General features: G+C 70.1%; 15 protein-coding genes. 10 read left to right on the plus strand and 5 right to left on the minus strand.

Translation table 11 applies throughout. From position 1 onward, the window contains the following. The first annotated feature begins 65 nt into the window (after nucleotides 1–65). From ruvX to pyrC, 3 genes are all read left to right on the plus strand, one after another. Nucleotides 66–533 (plus strand): Holliday junction resolvase RuvX, encoded by a 468-nt coding sequence (ruvX, locus tag ABS78_RS13925; protein ID WP_293380201.1) that lies wholly within the window; start codon nucleotides 66–68, stop codon nucleotides 531–533. Nucleotides 534–659: 126 nt separating this feature from the next. Beyond that, on the plus strand, nucleotides 660–1,640 hold the full coding sequence (locus ABS78_RS13930) for an aspartate carbamoyltransferase catalytic subunit (RefSeq protein ID WP_293380204.1): 981 nt from the start codon (nucleotides 660–662) through the stop codon (nucleotides 1,638–1,640). After that, nucleotides 1,637–2,926, plus strand: a complete 1,290-nt coding sequence (gene pyrC, locus ABS78_RS13935) for a dihydroorotase (RefSeq protein ID WP_293380207.1) — start codon at nucleotides 1,637–1,639, stop codon at nucleotides 2,924–2,926. The genes ABS78_RS13930 and pyrC overlap by 4 nt, the downstream gene beginning before the upstream one ends. A gap of 33 nt (nucleotides 2,927–2,959) precedes the next feature. On the opposite strand, the gene ABS78_RS13940 is transcribed toward pyrC, so the two are convergent. Beyond that, nucleotides 2,960–4,483: a PAS domain-containing methyl-accepting chemotaxis protein gene (locus ABS78_RS13940; protein WP_293380210.1), complete on the minus strand. Its 1,524-nt coding sequence runs from the start codon at nucleotides 4,481–4,483 to the stop codon at nucleotides 2,960–2,962. A gap of 377 nt (nucleotides 4,484–4,860) precedes the next feature. Here ABS78_RS13940 and plsY point away from each other — a divergent pair, with 377 nt between their 5' ends. The 3 genes from plsY to topA all read left to right on the plus strand — a co-directional run bounded on the left by plsY (nucleotide 4,861) and on the right by topA (nucleotide 9,382). Further along, nucleotides 4,861–5,520, plus strand: a complete 660-nt coding sequence (plsY, locus tag ABS78_RS13945; RefSeq protein WP_293380213.1) for a glycerol-3-phosphate 1-O-acyltransferase PlsY — start codon at nucleotides 4,861–4,863, stop codon at nucleotides 5,518–5,520. Next, nucleotides 5,517–6,608: a DNA-processing protein DprA gene (dprA, locus tag ABS78_RS13950; protein WP_293380216.1), complete on the plus strand. Its 1,092-nt coding sequence runs from the start codon at nucleotides 5,517–5,519 to the stop codon at nucleotides 6,606–6,608. Before plsY ends, dprA begins: the two co-directional genes overlap by 4 nt. A 122-nt stretch (nucleotides 6,609–6,730) precedes the next feature. Continuing rightward, entirely contained in the window at nucleotides 6,731–9,382 is a 2,652-nt protein-coding gene (topA, locus tag ABS78_RS13955) for a type I DNA topoisomerase (RefSeq protein ID WP_293380219.1), read from the plus strand. Nucleotides 9,383–9,684: 302 nt separating this feature from the next. Here the strand turns inward: topA and ABS78_RS13960 are convergent, their stop codons facing one another. Further along, a complete protein-coding gene (locus tag ABS78_RS13960; protein ID WP_293380222.1) occupies nucleotides 9,685–11,184 on the minus strand; it encodes a hypothetical protein in 1,500 nt (499 codons plus the stop codon). 371 nt (nucleotides 11,185–11,555) lie between these two features. On the opposite strand from ABS78_RS13960, the gene ABS78_RS13965 reads away from it, so the two are divergent. Further along, nucleotides 11,556–12,392, plus strand: a complete 837-nt coding sequence (locus ABS78_RS13965; protein WP_293380225.1) for an alpha/beta fold hydrolase — start codon at nucleotides 11,556–11,558, stop codon at nucleotides 12,390–12,392. Here ABS78_RS13965 and ABS78_RS13970 read toward each other — a convergent pair. Further along, nucleotides 12,338–12,892, minus strand: a complete 555-nt coding sequence (locus ABS78_RS13970; RefSeq protein ID WP_293380228.1) for a hypothetical protein — start codon at nucleotides 12,890–12,892, stop codon at nucleotides 12,338–12,340. The two genes, ABS78_RS13965 and ABS78_RS13970, sit on opposite strands and share 55 nt — an antisense overlap. After that, complete coding sequence (locus ABS78_RS13975) at nucleotides 12,892–14,040, minus strand: iron-containing alcohol dehydrogenase (RefSeq protein WP_293380231.1); 1,149 nt, start codon at nucleotides 14,038–14,040, stop codon at nucleotides 12,892–12,894. The genes ABS78_RS13970 and ABS78_RS13975 overlap by 1 nt, the downstream gene beginning before the upstream one ends. 35 nt (nucleotides 14,041–14,075) lie before the next feature. On the opposite strand from ABS78_RS13975, the gene rnr reads away from it, so the two are divergent. The 3 genes from rnr to rpmG all read left to right on the plus strand — a co-directional run bounded on the left by rnr (nucleotide 14,076) and on the right by rpmG (nucleotide 17,569). Next, nucleotides 14,076–16,364, plus strand: coding sequence for a ribonuclease R (gene rnr / locus ABS78_RS13980; protein ID WP_293380235.1), 2,289 nt, complete (start codon nucleotides 14,076–14,078; stop codon nucleotides 16,362–16,364). Between the two features lie 195 nt (nucleotides 16,365–16,559). Further along, entirely contained in the window at nucleotides 16,560–17,273 is a 714-nt protein-coding gene (locus ABS78_RS13985; RefSeq protein WP_293380238.1) for an NUDIX hydrolase, read from the plus strand. Nucleotides 17,274–17,401: 128 nt separating this feature from the next. Next, on the plus strand, nucleotides 17,402–17,569 hold the full coding sequence (gene rpmG / locus ABS78_RS13990) for a 50S ribosomal protein L33 (RefSeq protein WP_293380241.1): 168 nt from the start codon (nucleotides 17,402–17,404) through the stop codon (nucleotides 17,567–17,569). A gap of 125 nt (nucleotides 17,570–17,694) precedes the next feature. Here the strand turns inward: rpmG and ABS78_RS13995 are convergent, their stop codons facing one another. Beyond that, nucleotides 17,695–18,048, minus strand: a complete 354-nt coding sequence (locus tag ABS78_RS13995; RefSeq protein ID WP_293380244.1) for a TM2 domain-containing protein — start codon at nucleotides 18,046–18,048, stop codon at nucleotides 17,695–17,697. Nucleotides 18,049–18,264 lie beyond the last annotated feature (216 nt).

The raw sequence follows: 18,264 nt of genomic DNA on the forward strand, positions 1-18,264 counted from the left end.
CCCTGAACTTCCAAGACTGGAGATGGAGCGCCTGCGCGCGGCGCCCGACGTGCTAGGAGGCGCGGATGGCGATCCACGACCTCCCCGAACTGTCCGGCCAGGCGCCGCCGCGCACCCCGCTGGTGGGCCTGGACCTGGGCGAGAAGACCATCGGCGTCGCCGTCTCGGACGCCACCCGCATGATCGCCAGCCCGCTGGAGACGATCCGCAAGACGAAGTTCACCGACGACGTCGCCGCCCTCTTCCGGCTGATGGAGAGCCGCGGCGCGACCGGGATCGTCATCGGCCTTCCGGTGAACATGGACGGGAGCGAGGGGCCGCGCTGCCAGTCCAACCGGGCCTTCGCGCGCAACCTCCTGCGCCTGCGCGACCTGCCGATCGCCTTCTGGGACGAGCGGATGTCGACGATGGCGGTGAACCGCATGCTGATCGGCGAGGCCGACGTCAGCCGCGCCCGTCGGGCCGAGGTGGTGGACAAGGCCGCCGCCGCCTGGATCCTCCAGGGCGCGCTCGACCGCCTGCGGAACGCCTGAACCCGCCCGCGCGATCGCGCCGGCCTACCGAAGCGCCGCCTCGGAACAAGCCGCCCACAGGAAATTGGGACTCACCGCCGCCGCCGGCTTCCCATGCGCCGCCGGGTCACCTAAAGGGGCGCTTTAATGAGCGGCGCCCCCCCTGGTCTGAACGAGGTCCTGAGCCGGACCTTCTCCTTCCCCAGGCGACATTTCCTGTCGGCGACCGACCTGAACGAGGTCGAGGTGGCTAGCCTCCTGGACCTCGCCGACGGCTTCGTCAGCCTCAACCGCCAGACCTCGAAGAAGCTCGACCTGCTGAAGGGCAGGACGCTGATGAACCTGTTCTTCGAGAATTCCACACGAACGCAGAGTTCGTTCGAGCTGGCCGGAAAGCGGCTGGGCGCCGACGTGGTCAACATGAGCCCGCGCAGTTCGTCGATCTCCAAGGGCGAGACCCTGATCGACACCGCCGTGACGCTGAACGCCATGCAGCCCGACCTCCTGGTGGTGCGCCACGCCTCGTCGGGCGCGGCGTCGCTCCTGTCGCAGAAGGTGGGCTGCTCGGTGGTCAACGCCGGCGACGGCCAGCACGAGCATCCGACCCAGGCGCTGCTGGACGCGCTCTCGATGCGCCGCGCCTTCGGCCACATCGCGGGCCTGCGCGTGGCGATCTGCGGCGACGTCATGCACAGCCGCGTGGCCCGGTCGAACATCGCCATGCTCCAGATGCTGGGCGCGCACGTCCGGCTGGTCGGCCCACCCACCCTCATCCCCGCGGCGGCCGACCGCTGGAACGTCGAGGTCTTCCACGACCTGCGCAAGGGCATCGCCGGCTGCGACGTGGTGATGATGCTGCGGCTCCAGCTCGAGCGGATGGACGGGGTGATGGCGCCCTCGCAGCGCGAGTATTTCCGCTTCTACGGCCTGGACCGCGAGAAGCTGGCGCACGCCGCGGCCCACGTCCGGGTCATGCACCCCGGCCCCATGAACCGCGGCGTCGAGATCGATTCCGAAGTGGCGGACGACCTTTCCGTCAGCCTGATCCAGGACCAGGTCGAGATGGGCGTGGCCGCGCGCATGGCCGTGCTCACCTCGCTGGCCGCGCGCCTGGAGAACGCGCGTTGAGCCGCCCCCTGGCCATCCTCAACGCCCGCGTGGTCGATCCGGCCTCGGGCTACGACGGCCCGGGCGCGGTCATCGTCGCCGAGGGCGTCATCGCGGACGTGCTGCGACAGCCGGGGCCGGCCGGCCTGACAAGCGACACCGAGGTGATCGACGCGGGCGGCGCGCTGCTGATCCCCGGGCTGGTGGACATCCGGGTGAAGACCGGCGAGCCCGGCTTCGAGCCCAAGGAAACGCTGAAATCCGCCGCCCAGGCCGCCGCGGCGGGCGGCGTCACCACCATGGTCCTGCAACCCGACACCCATCCGGTGATGGACGAGCCGGCCGTGGTGGACTTCGTGCTGCGCCGGGCGCGCGACATCGAGCTGGTCAACGTCTATCCCGCCGGCGCAGCCACCAAGGGCTGCCAGGGCGAGCGGATGGCCGAGATCGGCCTGATGCACGAGGCCGGCTGTCTCTATGTGACCGACGCCGACAGGCCGATCGTTGATTCGAAGGTCCTGCGCCGCGTGCTGAGCTACGCCAAGGCGTTCGGGACCCCCGTGGCCCACCGCCCCTCCGACCCCTGGCTCTCGGCCGGCGCCGCGGCCAGCGAGGGCGAGTTCGCCGCCCGCATGGGCCTGCCCTCGGTCCCCGCGGTGGCCGAACGGATCATGCTGGAGCGCGACCTGGCCCTGGTCGAGCTGACCGGCGCGCCGTTCATCGTGGACCAGATCACCACCGCCGGCGCGCTGGAGACGCTGAAACGCGGGCTGGACCGCGGCCTGCCGGTGACGGCCACCACCTCGATCAACCACCTGTCGTTCAACGAGATCGACATCGGCGACTACCGCACCTTCTGCAAGCTGGACCCGCCTCTGCGCTCGGAAGACGACCGTCAGGCGGTGATCGACGCCGTCGCCTCGGGCCTGATCCAGGTGATCGTGTCGGCGCATGCGCCCGCCCCGGCCGAGGACAAGCGCCTGCCCTACGACGAGGCTGCGCCGGGCGCCGTGGGCCTGCAGACCCTGCTGCCCGCCCTCCTGGCCTTCCACCACGAGGGCCGCATCCCGCTGATCGATCTGATCCGCGCGGTTACGGCGGCGCCGGCCAGGCTGCTGGGCCTGCCCTGCGGGCGGATCGCCAAGGGCGCGCCCGCCGACCTCGTGCTCTGCGATCTCGACGCGCCGGTGGTCGTCGACGCCGACAAGCTGGTCTCGAAGTCGAAGAACTCGCCGTTCGACGGTCGGCGCCTGCAGGGCAAGGTGCTGCGCACCCTGGTGGACGGCCGGACGGTCTACGCACCCTGACCTTCCACCGGAGGCGGCCCGCCTACGGACGGATCAGAACTCGCTCCAGCTCTCGTTGACCGCGGCCCGCAGCCGCTGCTGGACCGCGGGCGCGCCCGCCGGAACCGCCGGGGTTCGGGCCGGCGAACGGGCTCCAGACACATCCCGGACGGGCGCCAGGGTCGCGACGGGGGCCACGACCGGGGCGGCCGTCTCGCCGCCCACGTCGAAACGTCCCATCAGCTGGGCCAGGTTGCTCGCCTCCTGCCGCAACTGGGCGGCGGCCGCGGTGGCCTCCTCGACCATCGCCGCGTTCTGCTGGGTGACCTGATCCATCTGGTTGACGGCCGTGTTCACCTGGCTGAGCCCGGTGGACTGCTCCTGGGAAGACACCGAGATCTCCGAGACCAGGCTGTCGATCTCGGCGACGCGCTCGACGATCGCCCCCAGCGCCTTGCCGGTGTCCCCGACCAGTCCGACGCCCCGGTCGACCTGCTGGGTCGAGGCCGAGATCAGCGACTTGATCTCCTTGGCCGCCTCGGCCGAGCGCTGGGCCAGCGAGCGCACCTCCGAGGCGACGACCGCAAAGCCCTTCCCGGCTTCGCCGGCCCGCGCGGCCTCGACGCCCGCGTTCAGGGCCAGCAGGTTGGTCTGGAAGGCGATCTCGTCGATCACCCCGATGATCTGGCTGATCTTCACCGAACTCTGCTGGATGTCGTGCATGGCGGCGACCGCTTCGCGCACCACCTCGCCGGAGCGCTCGGCCTCGCCGCGGGCCCCCGAGGCGACGTCCGACGCCTGCTTGGCCCCCTCGGCGCTGCGCTTGACCGTCGCCGTGATCTCATCCAGGGCCGCAGCCGTCTCCTCGAGGCTGGCGGCCTGCTGCTCGGTGCGCCGCGACAGGTCGTCGGAAGCCGACGAGATCTCGTCCGAACCGCTGCGCAAGGACCCGGTGGCCTCCATCACCGACTGGACGACCCCGCGCAGGGCGTCCACGGCGCTGTTGAAATCGTCCCGGACCCTGGCGTACGCGCCGTCCAGGTCGTCGCTGATCCTGGCGGTCAGATCGCCGTCGGAGAGCCGCTTCAACCCGGCGCCCACGTGGGTGACCACCTTCTCCTGTTCGGCTTCGATCGCCGCGGCGCGCTCGACTTCGGCCTGCGCACGCTCATGCTCGGTGGCGGTGATGTCGGTGGCGAACTTGACCACGCGCACCGGCTTGCCCGCCGGGTCGAGGATCGGGTTGTAGGACGCTTGGATCCAGATTTCGCGCCCGCCCTTCCCGAGGCGCCGGAACTTCGTGGCGACGAATTCCCCCCGGTTCAGCGTCCGCCAAAACGCCTGATAGGCCTCGCTGCCGGCTTCGGCCGGATCGACGAACATCGCATGCTTGCGCCCCACGACCTCGGACTCTGTATAGCCCACCGTGCTCAGGAAGTTCTCGTTGGCGCGCACGATCGTGCCGTCCAGCTCGAATTCGATCACGGCCTGAGACCGCTCGATCGCCGCCACCATGCCTTCCAGGCCCCGGACGTAATCGTCGGCCGGCTTCTTCTTCGACGTGCTTAGAAAACCCATCTCTGTCCCCTGCAGCGAGTCCGACCGGCAAGGTCGACCCTTGAATTTCCGCACAACGCAGAGATGATTTTCACGGGGAAAGCTAACGTCCGGATAACGAAAAAATCCAAACAAGATAAATCTTTATGTCCGCCGCTCCCTGGCGCCTGCGGATCGGACGCCGCACGCGCTGGGATTGCGAAATCAACCTTGAGAAATCTTCAGTATTATCACGCGGATAAGTAGATATCGACGCTCCACCCCATCGACTCCGGACATGATCGTTCGGTTTTTGTTCCAAACATGACGATCGAGCGCTACTGTTCGCCCGCCGGCGATCGCCACCCGCTGACGGCGCCCGCCGTCCGCGCTAGGAGTGACGCAGCGAGGGAGCGTTGATGACCCAGATTCTCAGCCCGACCATGATCGGCGCCGCCTTGGTCGGCGGCTATCTGTTGGGATCGATCCCGTTCGGGATGATCGCGACCCGGCTCGGCGGCGCGGGCGACCTGCGCGCGATCGGCTCGGGCAACATCGGGGCCACGAACGTGCTGCGCACGGGCCGCCGCGACCTCGCCCTCGTCACCCTGCTGGGCGATGGCGGCAAGGGTGCGGTGGCGGTGTTCCTGGCGTGGCTGGCCACACGGAACGGCACGACCGAACAGCAGGCGCTGCTCACGGCGCTCGCCGGCGGGGCGGCGTTCCTCGGCCACCTCTTCCCGGTGTGGCTCGGCTTCAAGGGCGGCAAGGGCGTAGCGACCTTCTTCGGCACCCTGCTGGCGGCGGCCTGGCCCATCGGCGTGGCCGCCGGCGCCACGTGGCTGATCGTCGCCTTCCTGTTCCGGATTTCCTCCCTGGCGGCGCTGGTGGCGGTGGCGGTGGCGCCCGTGCTGGCGCTGGCGCTGGGCCGCCCCAACGCGATCGCGCTGCTCGCCCTGTTCATGGCGCTGCTGGTCTACATCCGTCACGCCGAAAACATCCGCCGCCTCCTCAAGGGACAGGAGCCGAGGATCGGCAAGAAGTCCGCCGCCACGTCCGGTGAGACGACCGGCGAGTGATCCGCGCGCTCTCCGACGCCCAGCGACGCGACTGGCTGCGGCTGGCGCGGACCGAGAACGTGGGCCCGGTCGCCTTCGACCAGCTCGTCGGCCGGTTCGGCGAGGCCTCGCTGGCGCTGGCCGCCCTCCCCGACCTGGCCCGCCGCGCCGGACGGGCGACGCCGCTCAGGCCGGCCGGCGAAGCCGCGGCCGACCGCGAGCTGGCGGCGGGCGCGGCCCTGGGCGCCCGGCTGATCGCCTCGTGCGAACCCGACTTTCCCCAGGCCCTCGCGGCGCTCGACCCGCCGCCGCCGCTCATCTGGGTGCGCGGAGACCCGCGCCTGCTCGACCGCAGGACCGTCGCCGTGGTGGGCGCGCGCGTCGCCTCGGCCGCCGGCCAGCGGTTCGCCCGCGGCCTCGCCGCCGACCTGGGCCAGGCGGGCAGCGTCGTCGTCTCGGGGATGGCCCGCGGCATCGACGCCGCCGCGCACGAAGGCGCGCTGCCGACCGGGACGGTCGCCGTCCTGGGCGGGGGCGTGGACGACGTCTACCCGCCCGAGCACCGGCCCCTCTACGAGCGGATCGTCGAACAGGGCTGCGTGGTGTCGGAGAACGAACCCGGTCGGACGGCCGTGGCGCGCGACTTCCCCCGCCGCAACCGCATCATCGCCGGCCTGTCGCGCGCCGTCGTGGTCGTCGAGGCCGAGGTCCGGTCCGGCTCGCTCATCACCGCCCGCCTGGCCAACGAACAGGGGCGCGAGGTCCTGGCGGTCCCCGGCTCGCCGCTGGACCCGCGGGCCAAGGGCTGCAACGACCTCATCCGCCAGGGCGCGGCGCTCTGCGAGGGCGTCGAGGACGTTCTCCGGGCGCTGGAGGGCCTGGGCGACCTCCGCGAGCCCGAGGCGCCGCGGTACCGCCCCGCGCCGGCCGAACCCGACGACGCGCTGCTCGGGCGACTCGCCGAGCTGCTGTCGCCGACGCCCGTCTCGAGAGACGAACTCGTGCGCGCCGCCGCCGCGCCGCCCGCCGCCGTGTTCGCGGCCCTCACCGAACTGGCGCTGGCCGGCCGCGCCGAGCTCCTGCCCGGCGGAATGGTGGTGAAGGGGTGACGATCCGACGGCCGAAGAAAGGAGCCCCTAAGGGGCTCTGCGCCCCTGTCGCGATCCGCGCCGTTGACAGGCCGTATCGGCCGCCCCCACTTTCCGCGCTCTTTTGGGAACAGCGCGCCTAGATGAACGTCGTCATCGTCGAGAGCCCGGCCAAGGCCAAGACCATCAACAAGTACCTGGGCTCGGACTACAAGGTTCTCGCCTCGTACGGCCATGTCCGCGATCTGCCGCCGAAGGATGGCTCGGTCCGTCCCGACGACGACTTCGACATGTCGTGGGAGGTCGACGCCAAGGCGGCCAAGCGGCTGTCCGAGATCGCCGAGGCCACCAAGGGCGCCGATCGCCTGATCCTGGCCACCGACCCCGACCGCGAGGGCGAGGCCATCTCGTGGCACGTGCTGGAAGTGCTCCAGCGCAAGCGCGCTCTGAAGGGCGCGAGCGTCCAGCGCGTGGTCTTCAACGCGATCACCAAGAACGCCGTCACCGAGGCGATGGCCAACCCGCGCGACATCGACATGGAGCTGGTCGAGGCCTACCTCGCCCGCCGCGCGCTGGATTACCTCGTGGGCTTCACCCTGTCGCCGGTGCTGTGGCGCAAGCTGCCGGGCGCCAAGTCGGCCGGCCGGGTGCAGTCGGTCGCCCTCCGCATCATCGTGGACCGCGAACTCGAGATCGAGCGGTTCAGGACCCAGGAATACTGGACGGTCGAGGCCCAGGTCGCCGCCGGCGCCGATCCCTTCGCCGCCCGGCTCGTGGTGCATGAGGGCAAGCGCCTCACCAAGTTCGACCTCGCCGACGAAGCCGCCGCGTTCGCCGCCCGCGACGCCGTGCAGGCCGCCACCTTCAAGGTCTCCAGCGTCGAGCGGAAGCCGGGACGCCGCTCGCCGCCCCCGCCCTTCACCACCTCGACGCTCCAGCAGGAAGCCTCCCGCAAGCTGGGCTTCAACGCCCAGCGCACCATGATGGCCGCCCAGAAGCTGTACGAAGGCGTCGACATCGGCGGCGAGACGGTCGGCCTGATCACCTACATGCGGACCGACGGCGTGCAGACCGCCCCCGAGGCGCTGGACGAGGCCCGCGGCGTCATCGGCGGCCTGTACGGCAAGGAGTATGTGCCCGAGAAGCCGCGGCTCTACTCGACCAAGGCCAAGAACGCCCAGGAAGCGCACGAGGCGATCCGGCCCACCAGCCTGGCCCGCAACCCCGGCCGGCTGCGCCTGGAAGGCGATCTCGGGCGTCTGTACGAGCTGATCTGGAAGCGGATGATCGCCTCCCAGATGGAGGCCGCGCGGATCGAGGACACGATCGTCAACCTCGACAGCGCCGACGGCCGGACCGGCCTGCGCGCCAGCGGCCGCGTCGTGACCTTCCCGGGCTACCTCGCCGTCTACGAGGAGGGCCGCGACGACCCCGCGTCCGGCGAGGGCGGCGACGAGGAGACCGGCCGCCTGCCCCAGGTCGCCGAGGGCGCCGCCGCCAGCGTGCGCAGCGTCAAGGCCGACCAGCACTTCACCGAGCCGCCGCCGCGCTACTCCGAGGCCAGCCTGGTCAAGAAGATGGAGGAGCTGGGCATCGGGCGGCCGTCGACCTACGCCTCGATCCTGGAACGCCTGCGCGACCGGTCCTACGTCCGCATGGAGAAGCAGCGGTTCATCCCCGAGGACCAGGGCCGCATCGTCTCGATCTTCCTGGAGAAGTTCTTCGGCAAGTACGTCGAATACGACTTCACCGCCGACCTCGAGAACCAGCTCGACCTGGTGTCGGCCGGCGACCTCGACTGGAAGGTCCTGCTCCGCGACTTCTGGACCGACTTCAACGCCAAGATCGGCGAGATGGGCGGGCTGGGCACGCGCGAGGTCATCGACGCGCTGGACGAGACGCTCAGCCCCTACCTGTTCCCGCCCCGGCCCGACGGCTCGGACCCCCGCGCCTGCCCCAAGTGCGGCGACGGCCGCCTCAGCCTCAAGCCCAGCCGCACGGGCGCGTTCGTCGGCTGCTCCAACTATCCCGAGTGCCGCTACACCCGCCCGTTCGGAAGCCCCGACGCCGAGGCGGCCCAGGCCGAGGGCGACCGCGAGCTGGGCGTCGATCCCGTCACCGGCGAGACGGTCTTCCTGAAGTCGGGCCGCTTCGGCCCCTACGTCCAGCTCGGCGAGGCCGAGAAGCCCAAGCGGGCCAGCCTGCCCAAGGGCTGGAGCGCCCCCGACATGGACCTGGAGAAGGCCCTGCGCCTGCTCCGGCTGCCGCGCGAGGTGGGCCTGCATCCCGAGGACGGCAAGCCGATCCTGGCCGGCATCGGCCGCTTCGGGCCCTTCGTGCTGCACGAGGGCACCTACGCCAACCTGCCGAACGTGGACGAGGTGTTCGAGGTGGGCGTCAACCGCGCCGTGGACCTGATCGCCACCAAGCGGGCCGGCCGCCGCGGCGGCGCCGAGGCCGCGGCCCTGAAGGAGCTGGGCGCGCACCCCGTCGACGGCCAGCCCGTCCGCGTGCTCTCCGGGCGCTACGGCCCCTACATCAAGCACGGCGCGACCAACGCCAATGTCCCCCGCGGCGCCGACCCGCTGGAGGTGACGCTGGAACAGGCCGTGGCGCTGATCGCCGAACGCGAGGCCAAGGGCGGCGGCAAGAAGGCCAAGAAGCCCGCCAAGGCCACCGCGAAGAAGGCGCCCACCAAGAAGGCCACGGGCAAGAAGACGGCGGCCAAGAAGCCCGCTGCGAAGAAGGCGGCCACCTCCGCCGGCGACATCACCGACGACGAGACGCCGTTTTAGGCCCAGCTCCACGCTAGACGATGTCGCCCCCTCTCCCCCCCCGGCGCAGCGTAGAGGGAAGAGGGTAGGGAGAGAGGAGACGCCGAGCCCTTCGCGGACAAGACGGTCCAGCCATCACCCATCCTGCGGCGCCTTCTGGCTGAACCGCGAGCGGCAGCCGATGGTTCTGCACCCATCTCGCTTCGCCTGGAGCGAGGAGGTGCGTGGATCAATGTCCACAATCGACCCGTTGTTGACTTGGAGATGGTCCGGTTCGCGGCCCCTGCCCGAACCGCGCGTCGGATGCCCATGGGGCAACCGCGTTAAGCGAGATCAAACCACCCATCGGCCTGCAGGCCCTTCAAGAGCTCGCCGACACCAACGACTGCGATCCGGCCATCGACCGTGCCGAGCGCGAGACGATCCCCGCTGGCATCCATGCAGAAGATGATCGTGCGGACACCATCAACCCGAGCCTTGCCCGCGAACAGGATGTGGCCGTCAGCGGCGCGCAACAGCATGAGCGTTCCGTCAAGGAACGCCGCCGCGATCAATCCTTCGTCGGGCACAAACGCGACGGCACTCGCGCATGCATCGGTCTGGTGTCGCCACAACTCCCGATCCGCGCCCAACGCCTTGCGATAGATGAACGCTGCGACTGGCCTTGAAGGGTTGGGCTCATAGTGCCTGCCGCTGACGACAACGCCCTCGCCCGCGCCGTCGCCCACAAAGCAGCCGCAGCACTCCATGGCATGGCTTGCATTCGTCCCGTCAGCGGCCAACAGCGGCCACTGCGTCCGCACGTCGCCGGTCGGCTGAACTACGCACAACCGCTTGTCCTCGTGCGAGGATTGCGGAGTTCCTTGGAGGAAGAAGAGGTAGGGCGCCCCGTCGATCCCGATGTAGTGGTTGAAGCAATCGTAGTGCCCAAGATCAATCTTCTTGGCCTCTCCGCTTCCCGCCAAGTCGAGCAACACATCCTTGGTCGAGTTGCCAGCCGGGATGCGGTTCAACCGCCCAAGGACAAGGCCGCTCGGGGAAGATGAGAAGGTATACTCCCCCTCAAATGAGCCGACCTCCGTTAGCTCCCCGTTGGAGATCGCGCACAGTTTGGCGACACCTCGCTGCGGCGAATAGCGGTCTGCCAGCGGAGGCGGCTCAACGATGTGAACGCACGGGGGAGTCGATTTTAGAATCTCCGCGCCGTAGCCCTCGCCGTAGAACGCGCCCGTCCGATCTCCCGTCATGTCGAAGATTTCCAGCAGACATCCGTCATGGACGACGGCGAGATGTTGGTCATCCAGCCAGCCCACGTCCCGAATGGCGTGCCTCAACTTTTGATGAGGGAGGCTCAGCCACGACAACGCGCGCGATTCCGCCTCGTCAGCGTTGGCGGTGGCGATCTCGGCGAACCCATGGGCAACTGCTTGAGCACGTTCGAGCCGGGTGCCCGGCGTTAGCTCGATCTCGACGGAATCCGTTCCGGCGAAGGCTGCTCCCGAGTAGGAAATCCGAACCGGGAACAGGCTATCGAACGCCGTATCCTCACGAGGCTCCGGTAGCCCTTCCCATTCCTCGTCCCATGGTCGGACGAGGGACTCGACGGCCCCGCCTGACTCGTCAAAGCGACAGCGCACCACCTCGGGAATCTGCGCGACTGGCCGAGCGTGCAAGTCGTCAATCCAGTTCCACAGAACGAGATCGCCCTCGAAGAAATACCCCCCGTCGTAGCTGCCGGTCGCAATCGCAACGACCGGTTCAGTTGGGTGAAAGGCCACGTCGTTGATGTTGAACCGGAGCCGATCAAAAGCGGCGAAAGGCACGGCCTCGCCGCGCCTATAGAGGGCGACCCTGTAGCGAAGCGTTTGACCTGCGTAGCAGGCCCTCGAACGCGGATTCACAAGAAGCGAGAACTCACTCGCTATTGCCAGCACGTCGCCGTCCGGGCTTGGAAATGCCCCGGTGATCAGTCCGCTACCCCGGACGGCTGGATCAGAAATTGTTGTCAAGCCGCGATCCGGCAGGTGGACAGACCGGCTCTGTCCAACTCCTCTCTACCTAAGCCTGCCGGCGAGATCCGCTCAAGCTTGGTCTGGCGCGTTGACACCGCTCTGATGTCCCCACCCCACCCATCTCTGACCTTCAGTCCGTCCGCTTGCCGGCTGCGGTGGAAGCTCTCGACGTCGACGCCAGGATGCCTACCCTGCCCCCCATGCCCTACGCCCCCCTCGACAGCCTGACCCTCTATTTCGAACGCGCCGGCGACGGCCCGCCGCTGCTGTTCATCTCGGGCACCGGCGGCGACCTGCGGGTGCAGCCGAACGTGTTCGCCTCGCCGCTGGCCAAGGCGTTCGACCTTCTGGCCTACGACCAGCGGGGCCTGGGACGCAGCGACAAGCCCGACGTGCGTTACACCATGGCCGACTACGCCGACGACGCCGCGGCGCTCATGGCCCATGTCGGCTGGGACCAGGCCCTGGTGGTCGGCGTCTCGTTCGGCGGCATGGTGGCCCAGGAACTGGCTCTGCGGCATCCGGCGCGGGTGAAGCGCCTGGTCCTGGCCTGCACCTCGCCCGGCGGGGCCGGCGGGGCGTCCTTCCCGTTCCACGAGATCGAGCACCTGAAAGGCGAGGCCCGCGCCCGCCACATGATCCCGATCAGCGACGTCCGCCGCGACGCCGCCTGGGCCGCCGCGCATCCGGACGAGCACGCCCGGCTGGTCGAACTGACCGCCGCCGACCCGATCGGCGACGAGCCCGGCCGCGCCGCGGGCGCGCACCGCCAGCTCGAAGCCCGCGCGGACCACGACACCTGGGACCGCCTGCCGCAAATCGCCTGCCCCACCCTGATCGCCGCCGGCCGCCACGACGGGATCGCCCTGCCCGCCACCCAGGAGAAGATGGCCGCCCGCATCCCCGGCGCCGAGCTGCGCTGGTACGAGGGCGGCCACCTGTTCATGCTCCAGGATCGCGCCGCCTACCGCGACATCATCGCCTTCCTCACCGCCTCACCCCTCGGCGAAAGGCGGTAGCCGACCTCCAGGCTCTCGGTCAGGCCCAGCGCCTTCAGCTTGCGGACGTTCAGCTTGAAGGGCGCCGTCTCCATCCCGAGCATCCCGGCGAGGTCGCCGGCGCGGCGCCCGGGATGCCGGGCGATCAGTTCGAGGACCCGGGCCGTCCAGGCGCCGCGGGCGTCCAGCCGCCCCAGCCGCTCCAGCACGCCCGTGAGGTCCAGGTCCCGGCGCAGGGCGTCCCGCGGGTCGGCGCCCACATACCGCACCCGGACACGATACGCCGTCCCCTCGCCCGCCAGACTCGCCCGCAGCCCATCCGCCGACGCCGCACCGGCCGCCAGGGCCTCGGCGTCGGTGATCCCGGCCGGATCGACCTCGGCCACCTCGTCGATGGCGAGCTGGCCCACGGCGGTGTTCAGCGTGCCGCCGGTCTTCACGGACGGCCGCTTCCAGCGGCGGAAGACCAGGCTGACCTCGCCGCGGCGAACGGCCTCCAGTTGGGCGACCTTCAGCAGCATCAGCCGGCCGCGATCTCGAGGATCTCCACGATGTCGGCCGGCCCCGAGATCGGGCGCGGGCTGTTGCGGACCCCACCGTCGTGCATCGTGTGCTCGGCGATGGCCTGGAAGTCGCCGCGCGTCACGCCCACGCTCCTCAGGTCGGACGGCAGGTCCAGCCGCCGGACGAGATCGCGGACGGCTCCCGCCGCATCCCCGCCGCCCAGGGCCTCGGCGACGGCGCCGTCCGGGCCGCTGGCCCCCGTCCACGCCAGCACCGCCGGCAGGATCACGCACGAGGTGATCCCGTGCGGCACGCCGTAGCCGCCGCCCAGGGTGTGGCCGATGGCGTGGCTTGGTCCCATCCCACGCCCCGATCCGACGCCGCTGATCGCCAGCCACATGCCGAACTGGCATTCCAGCCGGGCCGCCAGGTCGCGCGGGTCGGCCTGCGTCGCCGCGAGGCCGGCCGCCAGCCGCTTCAGCCCGTCGATGGCCAGGGCGTCCGCATATGGCGCGCGCTGCGGGTGGCGGAGCTGCTCGACGGCGTGGTCCACCGCCTTCATGCCGGTCGAGGCCCAGAGCCGCGGCGGGGTGTCCAGCGTCATCGCAGGGTCCAGCACCACCGCGCGTGGGGCCAGCATCGGGTGGGTGTAGCCCTCCTTCACGCGCCGGGCCGGATCGCTGACGCCGGCGAACGGGGTGAACTCGGCGGCCGACAGCGTCGTGGGCACGGCGATCATGCGGACGCCGGGCGCCACCTTCGCCACATCGATACGGTCCGCACCCCGTCCGGCGCGATAGGCGTCGAGCTGGCCCGCCTCGGTCAGGCCCGCCCACAGGCAGAGCTGCATCACCTTGGTGGCGTCGATCACCGAGCCGCCGCCCAGCGCCACCAGCAGGTCGGCGCCCGCCGCCCGCGCGGCGTCGGCCCCGCCGATCACGCCCTCGCGCGGGGAATGCGCGCCGATGTCGGCGAAGACCCCGACGCAGAGCCCGCCCAGCTCCGCCGCGAATCGCGCCGCCGCCCCGTCGGCCAGCGAGCGCGTCGTGGTGAGGAACAGGCGCGTGCAGCCCCAGGCGCCCGCCAGTTCGCGCACCACCTCCGCCGCCGGGCGCCCGTAGACGATCTGGTCCTGCCTTGGAAAGCGGTGCGTTCCGGTGAGCATCTGCGTTCCTCCCAAAACGGTGCTAAGCACGCCGGATGGCCCGCTCCAAGATGCCGAAGTCGACCCGCTTTGCGAAAGGCCTGCCCGACCGCGAGACCCTGCTGAAGTTCATCCGCGAGAGCGGCGAGACCGACAAGGCCGCCATCGCCCGCGCGTTCGGGCTGAAGGGCGAGGACCGCCGCCAGCTTCGCGCCCAGCTCCAGACCCTCCAGGCCGAGGGCGCGCTGGGCAAGCGCGGCCGCCGGGGGCTGGCCGAGGCCGGCGCCCTGCCCGAGGTGGGCGTGGCCGACGTGGTCGAGCGCGACGCCGACGGCGAGCTTCTGGTGCGGCTGACGCGCGGCGAGGACGCCCCCCTGGTCCCCCTGGCCCCCGGCGGCGACGTGAAGGGGCCGGCGCCCGGCCTGGGCGACCGTGTGCTGGTCCGCTTCGTCCCCCTCGAGAACGGCGAGACCGAGGCGCGGCTGATCAAGCGCCTGGGCCAGAGCGCGCACCGCATCCTGGGCGTGGTCCGCAAGGCGCGGCGCGAGGTGCGGGTCGAGCCCGTCGACCGCCGCTCGAAGGACACCCTGCTCCTGCCCGAGGGCGAGGACGTCCGGGACGGCGACCTCGTGCTGGCCCAGGTCGAGCCGCACGGTCCCCGCTACGGACCAAAGCGCGGCAAGCTGCTGGAGGTGGTGGGCCGCGAGGACGAACCGCGCGCCTATTCGCTCATCGCCATCCACGCCCACGGGATCCCCATCGGCTTCTCGGACGCCGCCGAAGCCGAGGCCGAGGCCGCCCAGCCGCCGACCCTGTCGGGCCGGGAAGACCTGCGCGACGTCCCCCTCATCACCATCGACCCCCAGGACGCGCGCGACCACGACGACGCCGTCTACGCCCACCCCGACGACGATCCGAAGAACCCCGGCGGCTGGGTCTGCTGGGTGGCCATCGCCGACGTGGCCGCCTACGTCCGGCCGGGCTCGGAGCTGGACCGCATCGCCCGCGACAAGGGCAACAGCGTCTACTTCCCCGACCGGGTCGAGCCCATGTTGCCCGAACGCCTGTCCAACGGCCTGTGCAGCCTGCGCGAGGGCGAGAACCGCGCCACCCTGGCCGTCCGCATGGTGTTCGGCGCCGACGGCAGGAAGCGCGGCCACCGGTTCGTCCGCGGCCTGATGCGCTCGGCGGCCAAGCTCAGCTACGAACAGGCCCAGGCGGCCATCGACGGCCAGACCGACGACAAAACCGCGCCGCTGCTGGAACCGGTCCTGAAGCCGCTGTGGGCGGCCTACGCCTGCCTGAAGACGGGCCGCGACGCCCGCTCGCCCCTGGCCATCGAGAGCGCCGAGCGGCGCATCGCCATGACCCGCGAGGGCGAGATCGCCGCGATCACCCCCCGCGCGACGCTGGACGCCATGAAGCTCATCGAGGAGTTCATGATCCAGGCCAACGTCTGCGCCGCCGAGACGCTGGAGCAGAAGAAGACCCCGCTGATCTACCGCATCCACGACCAGCCCAGCCGCGAGAAGATCCAGGCCCTGGCCGACCTGCTGGACACCCTGGGCCTGCCCTGGGCCAAGGGCGAGGCGCCCCGCACCGAGCGCTTCAACCGCCTGCTGGACGAGACCCGCGGCGGGCCGCACGCCGACATCGTCAACGAGGTGGTCCTGCGCACCCAGATGCAGGCCCACTACTCCACCGACAATATCGGCCACTACGGGCTGAATCTGGCGAAATACGCCCACTTCACCTCGCCGATCCGCCGCTACGCCGACCTGATCGTCCACCGGGCGCTGGTGACGGCGCTCGGCTTCGGCGACGACGGCCTCTCGCAGTTCGACATCTCGCAGATGGCGGGCACGGCCGAGATCATCACCTTCGCCGAGCGGCGCGCCATGGCGGCCGAGCGCGACGCCACCGACCGCTACGTGGCCGCCTTCCTGGCCGACCGGGTGGGCGCCGAGTTCGCGGGCCGGATCACCGGCGTCACCCGCTTCGGCCTCTTCGTGCGCCTGGCCGAGACGGGCGCCGACGGCCTGGTTCCCGTCTCGCGACTGGGCGGCGAGTTCTTCGTCCACGACGAGCGGACCCACGCGCTGGTGGGCGAGCGGTCGGGCGCCCGCTGGCCCCTGGGCATGACGGTCCAGGTCCGCCTGGCCGAGGCCACGCCCATCACCGGCGGCCTGCTGTTCGACATGCTGAGCGACCCGGCCCCGCCCGACCGCTCCATGCCCCTCCCCCGCCTCGGCGTCCGCGGCCGCGGCGACCGCCGCCCCCCTTCTGGTCGTCCGCCGGGTATCCGCACCGGCCGCAAGAAGAAGATGGGCGGCAAGAAGCGCTAACGGCCGCGAAGCGGCGCCTCCCGATTCGAAAACCACAGAAGACACGGAAGCGCACAGAAAGCGCCCGGTCTTCCTTCCGTGTTTTCTGTGCCCTTCTGTGGTTCCAAGACGGAACCCCGCTCGCGCGAAGGCTGCGACGATCCTTCCGCCACGGCAGGCTTCCCAGCCCCGTGCGGCGGGTCATACAATTGTTTCATGCCGACCGACGCCCCCATCGTCCACAAGCCCGAAGGCCCGCCCCGCGTGCCCGGCCAGCGGGCCGTGCGCCCCAAGAACGCCGCCACGGTGATGATCATCCGGCGCGACGGACCCAAGCCGCGCGTCCTCATGGGCAAGCGACACGGCGGCCACAGCTTCATGCCCGACCGCTGGGTGTTCCCCGGCGGGAGGATCGACCGGGCCGACTATCGCGCCCCCTACGCCACCGACCTGCGGACCGACGTGGGCGGCCTGTTCGACCGCTACCTGCCCGCCGGTAAGGGCCGGGCCCTGGCCCTGGCCGCCGTCCGCGAGACCTGGGAGGAGGCCGGCCTCCTGCTGGCCCGGCCAGGCGAGGCGCGCGGCCGCGGCCCCTGGAAGGACTTCGTCGACCAGGGCGTCCTGGCCGACCTCGACGCCATGGACGTGATCGCCCGCGCCATCACCCCGCCGGCGGTGGGCAAGCGGTTCGACACCTGGTTCCTGATGGCCGACGCCGAGCGCCTCACCAGCCTGGACCGCCAGGCCGACTGCGGCGAACTGGAGGAGATCGCCTGGGTCGACTTCGACGACGCCCAGGGCCTGCCCCTGCCCGCCGTCACCCGCATGATGATCCGCGAGGCCGTCCTGCGCATGGACGACCCCACCCGTCCCAAGCCCTTCCTGCGCTACAAGGATCGCGAAGGGGGCATGCGGCCGGTGAGCCTCTGAACGCTTCCGCCCTCCCACGGCGGGAGAGGCAGGTTGACTTCCGGGCGCGGATTCGTATTTTCCGCGCCTCCTGAACACCGCCGGCGGTGCGACCCCGCTTGGCCCCGCAATCTTAAGGGACCCGCACCATGGCGAAGCCCGCCTCCATCAAGATCCGCCTGAATTCCTCGGCGGACACCGGCTTCTTCTACGTCACCAAGAAGAACGCCCGCACCAAGACCGACAAGATGGTGCTGAAGAAGTACGACCCGATCGTGCGCAAGCACGTCGAGTTCAAGGAAGGCAAGATCAAGTAGGCCGACGAGGCCTCTGATTCCGAACGAAGACGCCCGGCCTCACCGCCGGGCGTTTTTCGTTGCGCTCGACGGTGTCACGTCGCCGCGGCAAAATAGGAGATCGGGATCGCGAATATCGCACAAGATCAATTCGCTGCCATTACTCCAAGCGCTGACGAACCGCCGCTCAGTTTCGCCATTAGCATCATGTTGTGCGTCTTAACTTTTCCAGCAAGGGTGAAGAGGTCGATCAGCAACCAGATGCCAAGGGCGGCAAGGAAGAGGAATCCGATGCCGAACCAGATCGTTGCCCACCCAAGGACGCTGAGCACAAGCTGACCGATCGCAGAACCGGTGAGGCCCATGTAAAAGCGGTGCGCCCCTACTCCACCGAGAAAAAACCAAAGAAGGTAAGCCGCCCCTGCGGACTTCTTTCCCGTTTGAAAAGCCATCAAGGCCTGTGCGTCAGCGCTCAGTCCTGCGTTGATAGTCGTGCTCATTTCTCCCCCCGGAGCCTGAAAGGGAGAAAATATACCCTAGTTTGGTGAACGACAATCGACGAACTTCAGGTTGCATTGATCTCCGCGGAAGCGACAACGCCGGGAACCGGCCCCCGCCCTAGAGCGCGTTGGCCCTAGATTGAATCGAAGATTCCGCGGGGAGGCGGATCATGATTCAAGCTGTGTGCTGGGTGGAGGTCAGCACAGATGGTGAAG

Source organism: Phenylobacterium sp. SCN 70-31 (assembly GCF_001724605.1).
Classification (GTDB): Bacteria; Pseudomonadota; Alphaproteobacteria; order Caulobacterales; family Caulobacteraceae; genus Phenylobacterium.

Bases quoted from the DNA above. Each gene is read 5' to 3' on its own strand.
- ruvX (WP_293380201.1), top strand. From the start codon at position 66: ATGGCGATCCACGACCTCCCCGAACTGTCCGGCCAGGCGCCGCCGCGC.
- ABS78_RS13930 (WP_293380204.1), top strand. From the start codon at position 660: ATGAGCGGCGCCCCCCCTGGTCTGAACGAGGTCCTGAGCCGGACCTTC.
- ABS78_RS13940 (WP_293380210.1), bottom strand. From the start codon at position 4,483: ATGGGTTTTCTAAGCACGTCGAAGAAGAAGCCGGCCGACGATTACGTC.
- plsY (WP_293380213.1), top strand. From the start codon at position 4,861: ATGACCCAGATTCTCAGCCCGACCATGATCGGCGCCGCCTTGGTCGGC.
- topA (WP_293380219.1), top strand. From the start codon at position 6,731: ATGAACGTCGTCATCGTCGAGAGCCCGGCCAAGGCCAAGACCATCAAC.
- ABS78_RS13965 (WP_293380225.1), top strand. From the start codon at position 11,556: ATGCCTACCCTGCCCCCCATGCCCTACGCCCCCCTCGACAGCCTGACC.
- ABS78_RS13970 (WP_293380228.1), bottom strand. From the start codon at position 12,892: ATGCTGCTGAAGGTCGCCCAACTGGAGGCCGTTCGCCGCGGCGAGGTC.
- ABS78_RS13975 (WP_293380231.1), bottom strand. From the start codon at position 14,040: ATGCTCACCGGAACGCACCGCTTTCCAAGGCAGGACCAGATCGTCTAC.
- rnr (WP_293380235.1), top strand. From the start codon at position 14,076: ATGGCCCGCTCCAAGATGCCGAAGTCGACCCGCTTTGCGAAAGGCCTG.
- ABS78_RS13985 (WP_293380238.1), top strand. From the start codon at position 16,560: ATGCCGACCGACGCCCCCATCGTCCACAAGCCCGAAGGCCCGCCCCGC.
- rpmG (WP_293380241.1), top strand. From the start codon at position 17,402: ATGGCGAAGCCCGCCTCCATCAAGATCCGCCTGAATTCCTCGGCGGAC.
- ABS78_RS13995 (WP_293380244.1), bottom strand. From the start codon at position 18,048: ATGAGCACGACTATCAACGCAGGACTGAGCGCTGACGCACAGGCCTTG.